The sequence below is a fragment of the Marinospirillum celere genome, assembly GCF_900112235.1.
GTDB classification, from domain to species: domain Bacteria; phylum Pseudomonadota; class Gammaproteobacteria; order Pseudomonadales; family Halomonadaceae; genus Marinospirillum; species Marinospirillum celere.
The window spans coordinates 404,060-422,511 of sequence record NZ_FOLH01000002.1; the positions used below are offsets into that span (position 1 = coordinate 404,060).

The 18,452-nt window shown below is 47.0% G+C and carries 13 protein-coding genes; 10 read left to right on the forward strand and 3 right to left on the reverse strand.

Annotated features, from left to right (window positions below; genetic code table 11):
• Positions 1–42 precede the first annotated feature (42 nt).
• From trhP to BM185_RS06555, 10 genes are all read left to right on the forward strand, one after another.
• Positions 43–1,422 carry a prephenate-dependent tRNA uridine(34) hydroxylase TrhP gene (gene trhP, locus BM185_RS06510; RefSeq protein ID WP_091961004.1) on the forward strand — a complete coding sequence of 460 codons (1,380 nt, stop codon included), beginning with the start codon at positions 43–45 and terminating at the stop codon, positions 1,420–1,422.
• A gap of 10 nt (positions 1,423–1,432) precedes the next feature.
• Positions 1,433–2,224 carry a TatD family hydrolase gene (locus BM185_RS06515; RefSeq protein ID WP_091961007.1) on the forward strand — a complete coding sequence of 264 codons (792 nt, stop codon included), beginning with the start codon at positions 1,433–1,435 and terminating at the stop codon, positions 2,222–2,224.
• A gap of 86 nt (positions 2,225–2,310) precedes the next feature.
• Complete coding sequence (locus tag BM185_RS06520) at positions 2,311–2,982, forward strand: response regulator (protein WP_091961009.1); 672 nt, start codon at positions 2,311–2,313, stop codon at positions 2,980–2,982.
• Positions 2,983–2,985: 3 nt separating this feature from the next.
• Positions 2,986–4,854, forward strand: a complete 1,869-nt coding sequence (locus BM185_RS06525) for a sensor histidine kinase (protein WP_091961011.1) — start codon at positions 2,986–2,988, stop codon at positions 4,852–4,854.
• 67 nt (positions 4,855–4,921) lie between these two features.
• Positions 4,922–5,263 carry a hypothetical protein gene (locus BM185_RS06530; protein WP_091961013.1) on the forward strand — a complete coding sequence of 114 codons (342 nt, stop codon included), beginning with the start codon at positions 4,922–4,924 and terminating at the stop codon, positions 5,261–5,263.
• A gap of 150 nt (positions 5,264–5,413) precedes the next feature.
• Entirely contained in the window at positions 5,414–6,733 is a 1,320-nt protein-coding gene (locus tag BM185_RS06535) for a tetratricopeptide repeat protein (protein WP_177203494.1), read from the forward strand.
• Positions 6,708–7,598 (forward strand): FecR family protein, encoded by an 891-nt coding sequence (locus tag BM185_RS06540; RefSeq protein WP_091961017.1) that lies wholly within the window; start codon positions 6,708–6,710, stop codon positions 7,596–7,598. The genes BM185_RS06535 and BM185_RS06540 overlap by 26 nt, the downstream gene beginning before the upstream one ends.
• A 48-nt stretch (positions 7,599–7,646) precedes the next feature.
• Positions 7,647–9,680, forward strand: coding sequence for a hypothetical protein (locus BM185_RS06545; RefSeq protein ID WP_091961018.1), 2,034 nt, complete (start codon positions 7,647–7,649; stop codon positions 9,678–9,680).
• Positions 9,681–9,727: 47 nt separating this feature from the next.
• Positions 9,728–11,929: a hypothetical protein gene (locus BM185_RS06550; protein ID WP_091961020.1), complete on the forward strand. Its 2,202-nt coding sequence runs from the start codon at positions 9,728–9,730 to the stop codon at positions 11,927–11,929.
• Between the two features lie 60 nt (positions 11,930–11,989).
• Complete coding sequence (locus BM185_RS06555) at positions 11,990–14,602, forward strand: S8 family serine peptidase (protein WP_177203495.1); 2,613 nt, start codon at positions 11,990–11,992, stop codon at positions 14,600–14,602.
• A 2-nt stretch (positions 14,603–14,604) separates the two neighbouring features.
• Here BM185_RS06555 and BM185_RS06560 read toward each other — a convergent pair whose 3' ends face one another.
• From BM185_RS06560 to BM185_RS06570, 3 genes are all read right to left on the reverse strand, one after another.
• Positions 14,605–15,252, reverse strand: coding sequence for a hypothetical protein (locus BM185_RS06560; protein ID WP_091961024.1), 648 nt, complete (start codon positions 15,250–15,252; stop codon positions 14,605–14,607).
• A gap of 110 nt (positions 15,253–15,362) precedes the next feature.
• Entirely contained in the window at positions 15,363–17,510 is a 2,148-nt protein-coding gene (locus BM185_RS06565) for a TonB-dependent siderophore receptor (protein ID WP_091961026.1), read from the reverse strand.
• A gap of 124 nt (positions 17,511–17,634) precedes the next feature.
• Complete coding sequence (locus tag BM185_RS06570) at positions 17,635–18,300, reverse strand: NBR1-Ig-like domain-containing protein (protein ID WP_218149400.1); 666 nt, start codon at positions 18,298–18,300, stop codon at positions 17,635–17,637.
• Positions 18,301–18,452: the final 152 nt, after the last annotated feature.

The window sequence follows — 18,452 nt, forward strand, 5'->3', positions numbered from 1 at the left end:
ATAGCGCTTTAACCCAGCTAAACACTCAGGTATTGCCTTTCCATGAAATCGCCCGAGCTACTTTCTCCAGCAGGAACCTTCCGCAACATGCAGTATGCCTTTGCCTACGGCGCTGATGCCGTCTATGCAGGGCAGCCGCGCTACAGTTTGCGGGTACGTAATAATGACTTCAAGCTGGAAAAGCTTGCTGAAGGCATCAATTATGCCCATGAGCGCGGCAAGCTCTTCTTTGTGGCCAGCAATATTGCGCCCCATAACAGCAAGGTGCGCACCTATTTGAAGGATATGGAACCGGTTATTGAAATGAAACCGGATGCCTTGATCATGTCTGATCCAGGTTTAATTATGATGGTGCGTGAAAAGTGGCCGGATCAAGTCATTCATCTCTCTGTACAGGCCAATGTGGTTAACTATGCTGCGGTACGTTTCTGGGAGAAATTGGGCATACAACGCATTATTCTGTCCCGGGAGCTTTCTCTGGATGAAATTGCAGAGATACGTCAGGAATGTCCAACCATGGAGTTGGAAACCTTTGTTCATGGTGCTTTGTGTATTGCCTATTCAGGACGCTGCTTGCTTTCCGGTTACTTTAACCACCGCGACCCCAACCAGGGCACCTGTACCAATGCCTGCCGTTGGAAATACGACACGGTACAAACCACAACCGATGCGACCGGCGATCTGATTCCTTTGGCCCAGGCTGAAGCTCAGGGCATCTGGACGCCGGATCAGGGTTTGGCTTCGACCAAAACAGCGGGTGGCACTGAAGGCCAGGAAGAGTTGTCAGCGCTGATTTCTGAGGCGGGTCGTCCAGGCGAGTTAATGCCCATCTATGAAGATGAGCATGGCACCTACATTATGAACTCCAAAGACCTGCGAGCTGTTCAGCATGTTGCCCGTCTTGCCGAGATGGGTGTCGACTCCTTGAAAATCGAAGGGCGTACCAAGAGCCATTATTATGTGGCCCGCACTGCCCAGGTCTATCGCAAGGCTATTGATGATGCCGCTGCCGGTCGCCCTTTTAATATGGACCTGATGAATGCCCTGGAAAACCTGGCTAACCGGGGTTATACCGAAGGCTTTTACCGCCGCCATGTGCATGATGAATATCAGAACTATGAAACGGGTAATTCCGTAGGTGTTCATCAGCAGTTTGTGGGTGAGGTTTTGGGTACGGATGACCGGGGTTGGCTGGAAGTGGAAGTTAAAAATAAATTCCAAATGGGCGATACCCTGGAAATCATGACACCATCAGGCAACCGCCGTTTTAAGCTGGATGCTTTGGAAAACCGTAAAAACGGCTTTGCTATGGACGTGGCCCCAGGCACTGGCTATTTTGTTCGTATTCCTTTACCTGGCGACACCCTGAGTGAACAGGATCTGAAATACGCCATGATCATGCGTGACCTGCCAGGAGCCTGATGGTGATTTAATGTTTCTGACTGACGCCCACTGCCACCTGGATTTTCCTGATTTCGATAAGGATCGGGAAGCTATGTTGGAGCGGGCGCGTCAGGCCGGGGTAAAGCGCTTTCTTCTCCCCGGAACCACAGCAGCAACCTGGCAGCGCACTTTAAAGCTGGCCGCTTCCCACCCGGATATTTACCCCTGCCTGGGGCTGCATCCTTATTTTATTGATGAGCATTGTGAAGCGCATTTGCAGCAACTGGAGCAATTGCTTCAAGAGCACCCGCAAGTAGTGGCTGTTGGAGAAATAGGGATAGACTTGTGGGCAGATCCTTCACCCCAAGAGCAGGAACGTCAGTGGTTTTTCTTTGATGCCCAGCTACAACTGGCGAAAAAATACCAGCTTCCTGTGGTGCTGCATATTCGCAAAGCCATGGATAAAATGACCCAGCGCCTTCGTCAGGTAGCACTTCCTCGAGGCGGTTTGGCCCATGCGTTTTCTGGCAGCCAGCAGCAGGCAGAAAAGCTGGTTGAGCTGGGTTTTAAATTGGGTCTGGGTGGTGCCTTGACCTATCCGCGTGCTCAAAAGCTTCGCCGCGTAGCTGCAAACCTGCCTATTTCATCCTTCGTGCTGGAAACCGATAGCCCTGATATGCCGCTAAAAGGCTATCAGGGCCAGCGCAATGAGCCTGCTAGAATTCCTGAGGTTTTGCAGGTGCTGGCAAAAATCCGGCAGGAAGAAGAGGAATACCTTGTCGAACAACTCGAAAAAAACCTGCAATCGCTCTTTGCTATTCATCAGCAAGTGAGTGATTAACTAAGGTTAGGTATAGGTTTGCTGCTGACTTTGCTGCACACTGGATTAAGTAAGCCTTTAAACCTGATCAGATAAGGAAATTTCATATGAGCCGACAAGCGATCAGTGTTGCTCTGATTGAAGATGATCCGGCAGTCAGACAACGCTTCAAAAATTCCATTGAAAAGCATCCTGAGCTTTCCTGGGCGGGTGAAGCGGCGGGAGTGAAAGAGAGTCGAATCCTACTTGAAGATAACTATCCGCGGGTGCTTCTTGTCGATCTGGGGTTACCCGATGGCTCAGGGCTGGAAGTGATTCAGGAAACCACCCAACTTAGTCCCACGACCGAAATCATGGTGGTTAGCATGTTTGGTGACGAAGGGCATGTTATTCAGGCCATAGAAGCGGGTGCCAGTGGCTATATCCTTAAGGATACGGATGATCAAAGCCTTGCCGAGCACATCATTCAGTTGGTTGATGGTGGTAGCCCCATGAGCCCGATGATTGCGCGACATCTGCTGAAAAAAATGCAGCAGCCACTAGAGCCTGAGCAGGCCAAGGTCACAGGTGTAGCGCTAACCAAACGTGAAATGCAGCTGTTGAAACTTCTTGCCCGAGGCTACACCTACCGCGAAGTGGCCGAAGAACTTTCTGTTTCCAGTCACACCGTTAATTCCCATATCAAAAACCTCTATCGTAAACTTTCGGTCAAAACCAAAAACGAAGCGGTTTTTGCAGCAACGCGTCAGGGCTTGCTGGATATGCGTCATCTGGACTAAGACATGGCTCGCTTGTTACTGCTGATTGTTATGCTGCTAGTGTCAGCAGGGCTTCAGGCTGCTCCTGAATTCAAAATTGAACAGCGGCATTTTTATGGTCAGGGTTACGGCCAGCTTCTGGATTACTATCAGGACACAGAAGGTAAGATGGATTTGGCCGAGATACGTGCTCTGCCGGATGGAGCTTGGCAGCGTCAGGCCTCTGGCAACCTGGGGTTCAACGAGGCAGCTCACTGGTATCGCTTTCAGCTGACTGGGCCGCTGGCAGAAGAAAACCCCTGGTTTCTAGTGGCACCTTTTATCCTGCTCGATCAGGTTAGTGTCTACTGGGTCGATGAGCAGGGCCAAGTCACTGAGCAGCATTCAGGGCTTTATCAGCCGCTGGATAAGCGTCCTGACTGGCAAAAACGCTTTGCTTTTCCCTTCCAGCTACCAGAAAACGCCAGCTTAACAACCTATGTTCGTATTCAGACCGAAGGCTTGGCGAATACTCTCTTGCTGCACTGGATGGCTGACGACCTTTATCGCTTTAATGCCACCGAAAGCCGTTGGCTGAGTTGGTTCTATGGCATCATTGGTGGGTTGGGACTCTTCTTTGCGATCATCTTCCTGGTGCTGCGTGATCGCATGTTTTTGTATTTTGGCGGGCTGGTCCTAACGGTTTTAATACTTAGTTTGGCCAATGCCGGGGAATTTGTCGCCAATGCCTGGCTAAGTCGCTGGCCGCAGGCCGTAAAGCTAATGATTGTTTTCTGGCCACTGGTGACTACGGCAGCTTCTTTGCTCTTTCTGAGTGCTTTTTTCAATTTGCGTTTATGGGCTCCGCGCCTGGTCAAAGTTTTCTACGGTTATTTGGTGTTGATGCTGCCAGCGGCTCTACTGGCAATTGTGGATTACACTCAGGGCTACCGGCTGACCATGTTGCTGGCCTGGATGGCAACGCCGATGACCCTGGCGATCATTATCCTGGCCTGGCACCGGCGTTTCCGGCCTGCAGGTCTGATTTTGATCGGTATTCTTTGTTCTATGCTGGGGGCGGGCATAGATATTAGCCGTGCGCTCACTACGGCCTTGCAGCCCTTGTTACTGGGTGAGTGGGGCTTTTCAGCCTTCTTTATTTCACGTAACGGTATTTTGGTGGGTATGACTGCTCAGGTTATCTTCTTCGCCCTGGCTGTCGCACAAAAAATCTATCTGGATCGTTATGAATACGAACAGACTCTGAAGAAACTGGTGGCATCTGAAGAAGAAAAACGCCGCCTGGTTCAGAACAACAGCCAGGAACGTGAACGCCTGATGCGGGAAATGCACGATGGTTTAGGCTCCCAACTGACAGCTACTCTCTATGCTGCGCGTCGGGAAGAAGTCGATAAAAACCAGCTGCAGGATCAATTGGAGGTTGTTCTGAATGATCTGCGTTTAATGATGGACAGCCTACAACCGGAAGGTATGGATCTTGCTACTTTGCTGGGGCAGCTGCGTTATCGTTTGGGACAGCGTATGCAGGCCGCTGGGCTGAAACTTAATTGGCAGGTTCAGGATCTGCCTATGGAAAAAGAGCTTACACCTCAGCAAGCACTGAATTTTCAACGCCTGATACAGGAGGCACTAACCAATATTATTAAGCATGCGGAGGTCAAGGAGGCAACTCTGACAGCTGAAACAGATGATTACGGAAATCTGATTATTAGAATTTGTGACCGGGGCAAAGGACTTTCCAGAGACCCGTCACCAGGTGGGCGAGGCTTGGCGAATATGCATCAGCGCGCTTATGAACTGGGTGCTCACCTGAATATTTATAACAACCCTGAAGGTCAGGGTTGTTGCGTCCAACTGAAATTACCTGCCTGGAGAGCTGGACAAGCTCTTTAGCTCTGCCGCAGAATTGCAAGCCATTCACGGCTTTAATCGATATCGAAGATCAGGATACCCAACGGATATGAGCGAACAGAAAAGCGGCTATAAACCCACCTTTACCTCTTCAGGATCAGCGCTTAGAACCCTTCGGGTAGGTAAAAGCAACCCCAACTGGCAGGCCGCTGCTGAATTTTTACTCGAAAGAGCGGCACCTGATGTCAGATTGCTCGTAGAAGCAGCAGCAGAAATTGAACGCGACAAGGTGGAATTAAAAACTGAAAAGCGTCAAGTGCCTGGGAAGCGGAAAAGCAAAATCATCTACAATTTGAGTTGGCTGCAGTGGGTGGCACTGGGTTTTGGTGGAGTTGTACTAATAAGTCTTTTGGTTTGGATAGTACAGAATGCAACTTTAAGGGCTTGTTAAAAAGTATTTAAAATATATATAAAAATTTTTTTGAAAAAAAATAAAAAGCATCTACCCTGAACTTTATGAGGACTTTGTGAAAGAGATCACAGTAACGGTCGACTCTTTTGACTAACATAAATGCCAAGAGTTCACTTTGGGGTAAGGGTTGTGGGAAAAAAAATTAAAACCGGGCTACTCACCTTGCTGATATTAGGCGCATCTGCTGCGGTTACAGCAGAAAATCTGCCTGATATTAATGAACTAAGAGATCTTTATACCAGTAACCAACGAGCTCAAGTCTACGAGCTGATGAAGCCTTTGGAAGCTGAGTTTGCGGGCCAGGCTGCTTATGATCGCCTTTTTGCACAAGCTGCACTTAGCCAATCCAGGCCGGATGAAGCAACCTGGGCTTTAGAGCGTCTAGTTCTGGTTGAACCTCGTAGCCTGTCTGCTAAATACCTGCTTGCTGAAGCCTACTTTCAACTAGAGCGCTATTCGTCAGCACAACGACAGCTGGATATCATCAAAGAGCGCCAACCCACTGAAAGCATGTCCAATCGTGTTGCTCGGTTAGAACAAAGGATTCAACAACGTACCCAGCCCACTCACTTGAAATTAACCACTCGGGTTGAGTTAGCCCTTGGTTATGACTCCAATGTTACCTCCTCTCCAGGCACGCCTCTTGATGCTGTTCCTGAGGGCTATGAAGAAGATGACAGTGTTTTTTCAATTCTCACTTTAAGGCAGAGACTGACCTACACCCCCATTGATTCCATTAGTCTTTTTGCTGGCTATCGTTTTCGAGATACCCGTCCCTATTCTGAAAGTGAGTTTATCCGCCAGAACTTGGCCCTTAATTTTGGTGCGGCCTACCGAGCTGATCGCTGGCGGGTCAGCTTGGAGCCGACTTATGCCAAGGGTTGGAAAGATGGTGAAGGTGAGTTTGATGAAAAGCGCTTAGCAGTTAATGGCCGCTATACACTTGATAACAACTCGCAGGTTTTAGGCTTTTTAAGCCGAAGCCAAATCGAGTATGACCAGACACCTGCCAACGACGGTGACTTTAACCTGATTGGTGGTGGCTGGGCTGGACATCCTTTGGGTGCTCAGTTGCCGCTTTTGTTGGTCGCAACAGGTAATTACCTTTTTACCGACCAGCCAGATTCGCCGGTAGGTGAGTTTTCCGGGTTTGGAACCAGTGTCAATGCAAGCTACCGACTCAATGCCCAGCAAAATTACTTTGTTCGCTTTTCCAGCAGCTTTCGCAGTTATGACTGTGATGGCCACCCTGTTACTTCCTGTGACTCCCAGCGTGAAGATCTACAGCTTAGATACAGCCTGGGTGCCCAATTCCGCTTTGCTTCCTCCTGGCGAGTTGAACCCAGGCTGACCTATATCGATCAGCAGAGCAATAGCGATCCCTATGAATACCAACGCCTGATCACCCAAGTGAGTCTGCGCTATGATTTTGATACCTGGACACGATAAAAACAAAGCAGCACCTTTTCCCTACTGGGTATTGGGTCTGCTTTTGGCTTTAACCTTTTTTCATTCGTCAGCCTATGCCAATCAGGAGGCTGGTCGCTTTCAGTTTGTACACGGTACTGTCGAAGTCGTTCGTGCGGATGGCGAAACCTTGGCAGCAGAACGTAACCTGTCGGTGTACGAAGGTGACACTGTAACCACAGCGGCTGCCAGTAGCGCACAAATTCGCATGGTCGATGATGCTCTCATGGCCTTGCGTCCACGCAGCGAACTTGTCATTGAAGGTTATCAGTACAACCAAGCCGATGATGATGCCAGCTTGGTTAACCTGGCCAGAGGTGGTTTGCGAACCGTTTCAGGTGTTATTGGCCGTAATCGAAGTGAAAACGTCAAAATAGAAACGCCAGTGGCAACCATGGGTATACGTGGTACTGACATGGACACCTTCGTGGTGCCTGATGAGCAACCGGGTAACAACAATGGCCTGCAATCTGTACTCAGGGTGAATTCAGGTGAAGGCACGATTACTTCTCAAGGTGTGGAACTGGGCGTTCCCGCAGGAAGCATTGCCCAGGCAAGCCCAGGACAAGCACCTCAATTTATTCCCGCACTCCCTGCCAGTGCTGAGTCTCTTGAAGCTGAATCAACAGCATCGTCAGATGATGAAGGCCAAACTGATGATGAAGCAGTCAATGATGACCTTCTTGATGATGGCATATCGGATGATGATACTGGGTTAGATGAGCTAACTGATGAACTGATTTCAGCGAGCATTGAAGACACGCTTGAAGATATTATTGAAGATCAAACGGAAGATGATGCAGGCCCAAGTTTTGATGATTACAACACCATCATACGTCTGCAATAAATTAATGATTAAAACAACAGGCTGAGCAGAAGCTAAATGAGGTTGGTCATGAATAAAGTCTACCCCTTAATATTAATGGCAGGTGCACTCACTCTCGGTGGCTGCCGGGCAAAAAAAGAGCAAAACAGGCAGCTGGGTTCAGGTTCTGAACAATCACAGGGCTCTACTCAGCAGGACACAGCCAAGGTGACCTTCAGCGCCAAGTTGCCGGATGGTCCTCATGCAGCCTACATTGACCCTAAAACCCAAATTATTCGGGTTCAGGTTAGGGAAAGCAGTGTTGCTGGTTATGATGTGGCAGAAGATAGTGTTAAGCAGGTGGTAAGAGAGTATATTCAGTGCCTTTACGGTTATGGTGTATCTCCGGGCTCCAGTTCATCAGTACAAATAGCAGAGGTGGTGTCACCTTCGAATGATTGTGGCCCTGTTCCTGGCAGCTTAAATTTCCCCCTGGTTGATGAAGGTAATATTACGCCTGATGAGTCAGCAATAGGGTTTAATCTTCGTCCCAATAAGAAATATCGTTTTTCAGCAGCTCTTTATGCATCTGAAACCGAGCGCCGGGCCAATAATCCTTTTGCCTGGGCAACGACTTTTGCTCGTTTGGAAGAGGGCAACAATTATGTTGAACTTAATCTAATTTACGGCTCCTGGACTTTTGATAATGAGCCACAATTACAGCTTCTCAATCGTGATTCTACTGACTTGGGTGTAGAGGGTTTTGAATCAGGTTTTACCTGGGATCAACAGGCAACAACTGCTGTACCAGCTGTAGCTTTAGGGTTAATTGATAATGCTGGTGAGGCTTTAGGTTTGAGGGCTATGCATATCCGTGACTATCCCCGTTTTACGACGGGTAATACGGATTACCCTTTTCCTGAGGCAATAGCGTTTGAAGATTCTTTTGACTACCCTTTCTCAGCTTTGGAAGGCTACCCACTGGGTGTTGCTGTTCCTCATAACCCGCTGATTGAATTTTCTGACCAAGTTTACCTTGGTGAGGGGTTTGAAGACCCACCAGAAGAGTTTGAGGGGCCAAGTAGAACTGAATATCTGAAGGGAATGTATGCGCCTGCCACTTTAATGCAGCAATATGATCCTAACCAATCTACAGGTAACAGAAACAGTCATGTCATAAGTTTGGGTGACTGGGAAGTGGTTAAGTTTGTTGAAACTGAAGATGATGCAGGTTTGGATATTAAGGATTATTTCTCGGGCCTTTTTTTCTACAATGCTTTGGATGATTTCCTCCAGCGTTTGCAGCAGCAGGAGCCTACGAGTGAAGGCTTGGCTTTAGAAGGTGTTGAAATATGGGGTGACCTGCCTTCAATACAAGTTCTACCTGGGCTCACTATTGCTCTGCTAGAAGTTAATAGTTTTGATAGTACCTTCACCCTGGCAGGAGACACGGATGATTTCTCAGCAATCATAGAAGCAAAACCTTCACAGCTTAATAGCCCCAGTCAAATAGAAACGACCCTGATTGAGTATGTTGGCGTTGCTAATATCGATGAATTTCCAGAGACAAACTTAACACCACCTACCTTTAATGAAGATGGCAGTTTTGCTACTGCTCAAGCTGTAACGACTACAGCCAAACGGGATACCAAACGCTCACAATGGATACGTGCGCAGATCAAGCATCAAATGAAAATGAATCTGGTCAGTGAACTCTTGGGTGAAGCACCCCCGATGTCAGCCAGTTCCGGGTGTTATTTTCAAAATGTCCAGAGGGAAATTACTGATAGCTACTATCAGCTAATTGACGGTGTTTGGACACCTGGCACTCCTGAGGAGGGTTACTGGTTTGTAGATGTTGAAGGACAACCAGTTAGGGATGAAAATGGTGATATTGTGACTATTGACGAAAGTGATGATCCCTGGGCTTATATTGATGAAAATGAGGATGCTGATGATTACAGGTTTGGCATTATAAGCTTAAATTTTGATAATGCGAGCGGCGAAGGTTTGCAAAAAACTGAAGATGTTCATATGCAAGTATGCCTACAGCCTGCCACTTTAACGGCTGGCCCTTATCGTGATCCAAGAAAAGACTCAGAAGTTGACGGTATTATTCAGTAGTCACCAGTAATCAAATTTAGGTGCTTCGCCTAAGTGGAGTGGATGGAATGAAAAAGCTGAATTTGGCCTTGCTGATTTCACTTGGCTGGTTGTTAACGGCCTGCCTGGCTGAGCAGGATGAGTCCAGTCGCCAGTTAGGCTCGGATGCTTCACAGGGAGGTGAATACCGTCAGGGAGAAGGCACTGCCCGGGTCGAGTTTTCTGTTCACTTGCCAGGAGATGCTTCGGCAGCCTATATCGATACTGAAAATACACGATCAATCGTTGTTAGTGTATTTCCAAGCAGTATTGCGGGTTTTGATGTGGATCGCTTTCAAGCAACGGATGTATTAAGAGCTTATTTTCAATGTGTGATGGCCAATGCCCCTTCTGAAGGTGACATGGGAATACAGGAGATGGAGTCAGCCTGTGGCCGTTATCCAGCACAAATAGCTGATACACCTCTTTATTCAGCAACCTTGACCAGTGACCTTCCTGCTGCAGGGTTCAACCTGCAACCAGGTAATAGTTATATCGTCTTAGCAGCTCAATATAGCTCATCCAATCCTGCTGGACTGACTCCGGTTGGCTGGACAACAACAACCATTACTCCCAATGATGGCAACAACGATGTTGAGCTGAACCTTCTGTACGGTTCCTGGGAGTTTGATGGCGGCCCCAGTCTGCAATTGCTTAATCGTTCAACCTATGCATTTGGTAACTTTATTGGGTTTAATGAAGAAGATTTAGAAGAATTTACGGAAGCTCCAGATTGGTGGCCAGCAAGTACTCACGTCATGAGTACTCCAGCGATGGCTTTAGGCCTTGCCGACACTGGAGATGCCACTATTAACCTGGATCGTTTGCATTTGCGTAGCTATTACGAACTATCGCCCAATAATCAGGTGGATAGTGCAAGAAATGATGAGGGCATACGGCTATTTGGTGCTCAAGGTGAGCCTGATAACTTTGATTTATTTGGTCAATACCCCTGGGGAATCTTGGCGCCTCATGAGCCTTTATTGCAAAGTTCAGTAGCAGGCAATGCTTTTTTTGTGGAACCCCGTTTTGAGTTGGTGGAGGGTATAGACGATGACCCTGATTTAATGCTCGGTCGTGGAGTTTATGAGCCAGCCACTTTAATGCAGCAGTATGCACCAGAGCAGTCGCAAGCCAATCGCCATCGGTTAGGCTTGGGAACTTGGGAAGTGACTATTGGGGAAGAAATCTCTACAGAAAATGTAGAAATTTTTGCTGGCTTGATGCTGGTTTCTGGAGAGAATGACATATTAAATCTTTTGCGGGATGCAACAGAAGAAGTTGAGGGCCAGAGAAGTTTTGATCAACTTAATGTCCGTCGACCTGTTTTTGATCAATTTGGTCAATTTGGTCAATTTGGTCAATTTGGTCAATTTGGTCAATTTGGTCAACCAGTACCTGAAGTTCTGCCCGAAAGTAATCTGACTATTGCTTTCTTCGATATAGAAACCCAGCAAGGGGAGCTACTTATTGCAGAAGGTACTGATACTCAAAATTTTCAGGCCCTTGATGCTTTGGAGCCAACCCGGTTGACTGCTGCTGATCGTATTCAGGGTAGTCTTATTGAATATGTAGGCTACTATAATGCCATTGAAAGCCCACCCTACCAATATCCTCTTCTTTTAGAAGATGAAGAGGGCAACTTTACTCAAGTCGATACAATAGAAGTTAATCCTGTCATAGGTGGAGTAGCTGCAAGCAGCTCTTTGCAGAACACGAGTGGAAGTTCACTGCGCTCTTCTAGCCAAGCATTGATATTACGCAATCTACAATTAAGTGCCTTGGCAGCTGACTCTGGGTTAATTGCTTCAACTGCAGCTAGTGGTTGTTTTGTGATGGATTTGGATGTTCAGAGAGTATCTAGCTTCTATCTTTTCAATCCGGACGAGGAAACTTGGCTGCCAGCCGCCCCTGAGTTTGGTTACTGGTATCAAGCTGAAGATGGCAGTTATTTAAGAGATGAGGAAGGCAAGATCGAGACATTTGGAACTGGTGCAAGCCCTTCTGAGACACTTGAAGAAGATGGCGTGATTTATTCTATCCAGCCAAGTGGAGGAATGACAGGTATCATTGATGCTTCCACTGACGAAAGTGATCTGGAACAGAATTTCTATGCTTGGTCCGAAGAAGGCTCAGGCAAGGTTGAAGTTTGCATCCAGCCTGTTTCTTTGACGGCCGGACCCTATAGTAATCCAGAATATAATGCTGAAAGTGATGTGGTTATTCAGTAACACCCGCCTCATGTAGCCTGCTAAAATGCAGCTAAACACTTGAGGTAAGGGTTGCGAGTAGTGAAAAGACTTATTTTTATTGTTTTTGTTATCTGGGCGGTTAGTAGTGGTAGTGCTGCTGCCCAGAACCTATTAGTAGCCTGGACACCTCTTGAAAATGTCCAGTGGACGCTAGAGCTGGTGGCTACGGATGCCCAGCCAGCAGCGCAAGTGGAAGGCACACTGGTTACAACTTCGGAAAGTCGCAACTATAAGCTGCTCAGTTATCCCGTACCTGACCGCCAGCAGCGTTTGGAATTGATCAAGCGTCTTCAAGCCAAAGACGAAGTCCTTTTTGTTGAAAGGGATCAGCCTGTTGAAACCCAATCCAGTATTCCTGAGTACTTCCTTGACTTGGGTTTAAATGATTTTTCCCTAGCTCCTACTGATTGCAGTCTTGCCCCCATTGCCATTATTGATACGGGTGTTGATTCCGCACATCCAGATTTAAATCGTCAGAGCTTAGAGTTCCGGCCAGATATTAATATTATTGAATCAACAACATCCAGCCAAGATGATGATGGGCATGGCACTCACATTGCTGGGTTGATTGCGGGCACTATTAACGAACAACAAAAAACAGCGGGTCTCTGCGATCAGGCCGTTATCTTATCTATTAAAAGCCTAGACGGGCGTGGAACGGGTTCCACTACTAGCTTGGTACAAGGAATAGAAGCTGCCTTGGATGCAGGTGTAAAAATTATTAATGCCTCCTTGGTCACAGGTGACTCCCCTAGTCTTCGTTTTACGATTGAAGACGCGAACCAGGAGGGTGTTCTGGTAGTCGCTGCAGCAGGAAACAATGGGCGCTCTTTAGATATACAGCCAGCTTACCCTGCCTCCTACACTCGTGATTTACCGCTTGTTCTTGCAATTGCCAATGCTAACTCTAACCGCAAACTTAACCTGGATAGCAACTATGGATTACGTACGGTTGACCTTGCCGCTCCGGGAACGTCACTTAAGAGCACTTGGTTGAATCAGGAGTATCGTTTTCTAACGGGTACTTCTATGGCGACCCCCCTGGTTGCTGCAACCCTGGCCGCTTTGGCGACTCAAGAACCTAGCCTTCCACCTGAAGCTTTAAAAGCCATAGTGCTCAATAGTCTTGAACATGAAGAGGCTTTACTCGGTGAGTTGCGCTATCCGGGTATTTTAGATGTGCGGCAAGCCCTCACCGGCTCTCTTGATGAACTGGCCAGAGCCACTTGGTTTAACTATCAACTCAATGAGTTAGATCGAGAAATAAGCCTATCTGGTTATTTGTTGGATGAAGTGGATCAAGTGGAGTATCAGTATTTTGATGAGGCTTTAACCCTGCAATCCTTGGACGCTAATTTGCAGGCTGGAAATTTGTCACTGGACTTGCCAGGGGCCCTGCGTCGTGGCCAGCTATTGATGCAAACTGCTTCCGGAAGAGAACTGCAACCTATCCCTATTAACCTGGCACCTCAACCACTGGCAAATTTAAAAGTGGCCTGGGAGGGAGAGAATATTCTGCTGACCTGGGAGCCTAGCAAGCAACCGGAGAAGGTTGAAATCCAAAGGCGTAGTTCAGCATCGACTAACTGGGAAGTCATCGCAGAAGTTGATCCCCAGTCCGGTGAGTATCTGGATGAGCAGGTAGAAATCGACCAGTTGGACTTTCGAGTAAGAACCTCGTATATAGCCAGAGAAACGGCTACATCTGATCTACAGACCTATGTATCTGAATGGCAAGAGCTAAGCCTCGACCACCCTGAGCGGCTTGAAGGTGTTCCTTTGCAAATGCCTGGAATTGCAGTAAATCAGCCATTTCAACTGGATTTAAAGAGTTTGGCAAATTATTGGGGGCTTTGGGAAATTGAAGATCAAGCGAGCAATTTTGTAACCTTAACAGACGGTTTATTGATTATTGAAGCTGATCAGCCTGTTGCACCCTATCGACTTGATTTAAGGATGGAAAGGGGTAGCGAAGATGGAGATCAGAGAATTCAACAATATCGCTTCCAAGTTGTTGAGTCTCTCTCAGAAACCCGGGAGATCATTTGGGAAGGGTTAAGAGTCCGCGTGACTCGCGAAGAAGGTGATGGTCAAGCTTGGTGGGTTTACCCTGTCTATGCCACTCGTAATGGCCAAACCTATGAATCCATCAGTATTTTGACTGAAGATGAAGCTGCTTTGGAAGGTATTTGGACTTTTGAGTTTTTTGGTCATTCTGGCATTAACTTAAATGGCTTTTCAGCACGACAGGATAAGGCTCTGGATTCATGGGAGCCTGTGAATCTGGACTTCTTGGGTACGACTAGCGCCCAGTGGATTTTGACTAGTTCGGATACTCAGCTTTGGTCCAGGCCTGCGGGTGAAAAACGCCAATTATTGATTAATCCCAGCGTGACTCTGCGTAGCAGCAGCGTGCAGGTTGACTGCTATATTGCTTCTAGTCTTTATGGCGCTCAATCTGGACAGGTTGAAGTCTTGCGGGACTTCAGGAATAAAGCTCTAGCAACACACCCGCCAGGGCGCTGGCTGATACGTCAGTATTATCGGTACTCACCAGCAATTGCTGAATGGATGGACGACAAGCCACGCCTGGAAGCAGTAACCCGTTGGTGGCTTGATCGTTTGGTTGCTTTCTGGTCTTGGTTTAAATAACTTTAGTCTTCATCGGAAGCTTCTTCTTCAGCATCGGCTTCGGCTGCTTCAGCGGCCGCAGCGGCTTCCTCTTCGGCCAAGCGTTGGCGCTCAGCTTCTTCTTCTGCTTGACGGCGGGCCTCTTCTTCAGCCTGGCGGCGTGCTTCTTCTTCCGCAGCTCGCTGGGCTGCCAGGTCATCAAGAATTTGCTGGCGGACATCCGCTACACGGGTAACCAGATAATCTTTGTCTTCTTGATCAATATAAACCATGACACCTTCGGCATAGGCGCTTTTTGTCCAGGGGTGCAACAAGCCTACACCACCTAGAGCTGCCCAGCCCCAGCCAGTGTCACAGTGAGGAACTGAAAGCATTTCATCACTACCAACAGAGCGCCAACGTAGATTGATCATCGCATTACCACCCAGAGCAGCAGTTTGCTCGGCCAGATCAATTGCTACTTCTTCAACCATCTCGTCACAAGAAGTCCAGAAAAAACTCCGCGTAGATGCCTGGGCGGGACCTATTTCAACATAAGGTAAATTGCCTGCAGTATCACTGGAATAAAGACCATGGCGGTCATACTGAGTAAAGCCACCTGTGGTTCCACAACCCGCTAAAAATGCAGTCGTTGTTGCAGCGGCCAGTAGTTTCAATGCTTTGTTTTTCATGATCATCCTTAAGTTTTGTTAAAAGGTTATTGGTTGGAATCTTTGCTAAGAGTCTACTTAATAACCTTACGAAAGGTGTCAGAAAAACTAGACAACTTTTCAATTTTTGTTTAGAAAGTAGTTTCCATCGAGAGCCAAATCCTTCTTCGATCACCCTGATAAACAGTGTCAGTGCTGGATAAATAGCTGACATACTCTTCATCTAGCAGGTTGTTTACTACTAGGCTGATACGGCTGTTCTCCTTGGTTAAAGAAAGCCCTAAGCTGTGAAGCAAAAAGGCATCAGCTTCAACTTCGTTGGCGGTGTCTGCATAGCGCTTGCCAACATATCTAAGTGAATACCAGGGCCTTAACTTAGCACCATTATTAAGGGTTTTATGTAGTCCAGCAGTTAAGCTACCAGTACTTTTAGCGACCCCGGGAAATTGGCTGCCTTCAAAACCTCTACGGTCATCTGTAGTTTCCAGGTAACTAGCTAATGCAGAAAAGTAAAAAGCTTCATTTGAATACTGATAAATACCTTCTAGTCCCATTGATGTTTGACTACCGGTAAGCTTGAAAGGTGTGAAGCCTAAGTCGCTAATTTCTTCATTGCTGACAGATTGATCAGCCTCTGCAATCTTTCCTTTTTCTATATGGTAAACAGTTATTTGGGCTTTTTGATTGGCTTGTGCGTATGCTAGGCTAATTTCAGATAATAAATTTTCTTCAGGGGGAAGAAAGCTGCCTTCTTTGTCCCTACGCCCATTTGCTGCTACTTGGCGCGAAAGCCCTTGTGCTAAACGAAATTGTAAATTTTCAGTTACGTCTAGACGGAACCCCCACTGCCAGCTTAAGCCGTCAGCTTTCATCACCACTGGTAGTTGATCTGAGTTTCTAGCATAGGTTTGCTCAAATTCGTTGTATCTTAGTCCCACTGTCCAATCTACATTTCGTTGCCCCCAGTGAGTACCTATTTGATAAGCTGCTGCTAAGCCTTGAGTGGTGTTCTCATTTTTATCTTGCCAGCTAGTTGAAAAAGCATCCTTCGCGTTGATTGGTTGTAGACCATCATTGCTTAAAGGTTGAAAATTAGGGTTATCAGTTTTTATAAAGAATGCCCAGTCACCCCAGGGTGGATCAGTTACACTCGAGTCCCAAAGAGACTGGGTACGATCCAGTGTGAAGCTTTCTGTATGTTGATCAAGGAGTATTAGTCCACGGTGGCTTAGTGCTCCATCATGTTTCCAATCAAGTTGTAGCTGCCAGGAAGTTTGCTGGTAGTCGTCAGCAACATCAGTGTAATAACCTGACAAGGTTTCATCGTCTAGTCTAGACCAGAACCCTATCAACTCATCTTGACGCTTTACTTCTGAATGGGCATAACGGCCACTGACTTTGAACTTGTTCTTCTCAGAGGGTTTCCAGCGCTGTTGCCAGTCAACAGCATGTCGTTTGTACTGCCTTTTACTTTCTTGGTCAGGGCTATGAAAATAGTGGTTATAGATAGGTTCACCTTCGCTAGTAATGACAGTACCAAAGAGATAGGGCTGGCGATTTTCCTGGTATTCACTTTCAAGACGGATTTCCCCTAAATCATGATATTGCCAGGTTAGACCACCGAGAACGTGGTTTCTTTGTGCTGCTGTATCATTGGGCTGTAAGTCAATATCTTGAGATGCTGCAACTAAACGATAAGCAACTTGTTCTCCTAAAGGGCCAGTCGTATCTAGGGTGAGCCTTGAACCATTATGCTCTTGAAAGGGTTGGTAGCTTGATAGTTGTGCCCCAACGGTAGTTTTTCTTTCAAACTCAGGCAGCTTCCCAATATACCGAATACTACCGCCTGGCGAGCTGATGCCCCGCATAATGGCATCAGGGCCACTGAGTATTTCAATGCTTTCAACGGTGTGAAGATCACGCACAAACAGCCTTTGAATATCTGGTAATCCATTGTAATCAGGTCGTGTAACCGGGAATCCCCGTATGATCATTGAGGTTGAAAAGCCACTGTCTTGGACCCCTTCTTGGGCACCAGGAATAGTGAAAGCAAGATCTTCTATGCGGGTAGCAGGGTGATCGATAGCATCTAAATCTAAGCGGTAGACACTACGAATATTTTTATCGAGATCACTTGTTGTTAACTCCTGATCAGGTAGTGGTTGGCCAGTCACTTGTAGGGTTTCTAAGTGAGTTGATTCTGAGGCAGTGACTGTGAGAGAAGTCGCTGTTATCACAGTAGCAAGCGAGCTAAGTGCGAGGGGTCTGAAGGTTAACATGACTCATCCATAATATGTTTTTATGATGAATCTATGTTACCTTTCAATTAGGAGGGTTTTGTTAAACTTTAGATTAAAATAATGTAGCGATATGTTAATAATCGGGCTGTTTATCAAAAGCTAATCATTCTTCTTCAAGAATTTCTCCTTGTGCTGAGCGCGTAGGCGTAATGATCGTCACCTTGACCCAGAGGCCTTTGGACTTGCTGTAACAAAAGTTCCCTTCAGAGTTAACCATTTTCCAATAGGACATGACGGTTCCTGGTGAGTCAGGTGCAGTGAACTCTGCCGCTATTTCAATCGTTTGGCCCGGTGGTGTGTAGGGTATAGGAATAATGGCTTCAGTTGGTATGAGCTGTTGCGCAAGGCAGAGCTCGTCACCGGCATTTGAAAAAACGATGAGTTCATCATCTTGGCAAATTAAGGACCGACCTTCCCAGGCGACTTCCCCTATATTTTGGATCGCCCAAACTTTTGTGAAGGTTTCGCCTGGCATGACATATTCGCCATCTGGATAGGTTATATCGCCGACAAAAGCACTACGGTCGCCGGGGATGCTTTTAATGGTTTCAGGAAGCTCCTGGTCACCAAAGAGTAGCTGTAATAGGCGCAGTGGATGCACCTTTAAGGTGTAGGCGATATTGACGAGAGTATTCAGGCTGGGGTATTTGCCACTAAGTGACCAGGCTTCGTAAAGTGTTTGACGACTAATACCTGCCTCTCGACAGAGCTGGCTTAAAGAAATGTTCAGGTTTCGTGCACGCTGCCTAATGTAAGTTTCTAAGTCCATTCGCATAAAAGAGCAATCCGGTTCTTTTGTTGATGGAAATCAAAAAGTCTTGTATTGACTCAACCTGTCTCCAAAATCTGACAAGTTTACCCTTGATCTTAGGGTAAACTTAGTCACAGGAAATTACCTAAGATAGATTAAGTCTACATTTT

Coding starts and splice junctions, on each gene's coding strand:
- BM185_RS06520 (WP_091961009.1), top strand. CDS start 2,311: ATGAGCCGACAAGCGATCAGTGTTGCTCTGATTGAAGATGATCCGGCA.
- BM185_RS06525 (WP_091961011.1), top strand. CDS start 2,986: ATGGCTCGCTTGTTACTGCTGATTGTTATGCTGCTAGTGTCAGCAGGG.
- BM185_RS06565 (WP_091961026.1), bottom strand. CDS start 17,510: ATGTTAACCTTCAGACCCCTCGCACTTAGCTCGCTTGCTACTGTGATA.
- trhP (WP_091961004.1), top strand. CDS start 43: ATGAAATCGCCCGAGCTACTTTCTCCAGCAGGAACCTTCCGCAACATG.
- BM185_RS06570 (WP_218149400.1), bottom strand. CDS start 18,300: ATGGACTTAGAAACTTACATTAGGCAGCGTGCACGAAACCTGAACATT.
- BM185_RS06550 (WP_091961020.1), top strand. CDS start 9,728: ATGAAAAAGCTGAATTTGGCCTTGCTGATTTCACTTGGCTGGTTGTTA.
- BM185_RS06560 (WP_091961024.1), bottom strand. CDS start 15,252: ATGAAAAACAAAGCATTGAAACTACTGGCCGCTGCAACAACGACTGCA.
- BM185_RS06545 (WP_091961018.1), top strand. CDS start 7,647: ATGAATAAAGTCTACCCCTTAATATTAATGGCAGGTGCACTCACTCTC.
- BM185_RS06530 (WP_091961013.1), top strand. CDS start 4,922: ATGAGCGAACAGAAAAGCGGCTATAAACCCACCTTTACCTCTTCAGGA.
- BM185_RS06540 (WP_091961017.1), top strand. CDS start 6,708: ATGATTTTGATACCTGGACACGATAAAAACAAAGCAGCACCTTTTCCC.
- BM185_RS06515 (WP_091961007.1), top strand. CDS start 1,433: ATGTTTCTGACTGACGCCCACTGCCACCTGGATTTTCCTGATTTCGAT.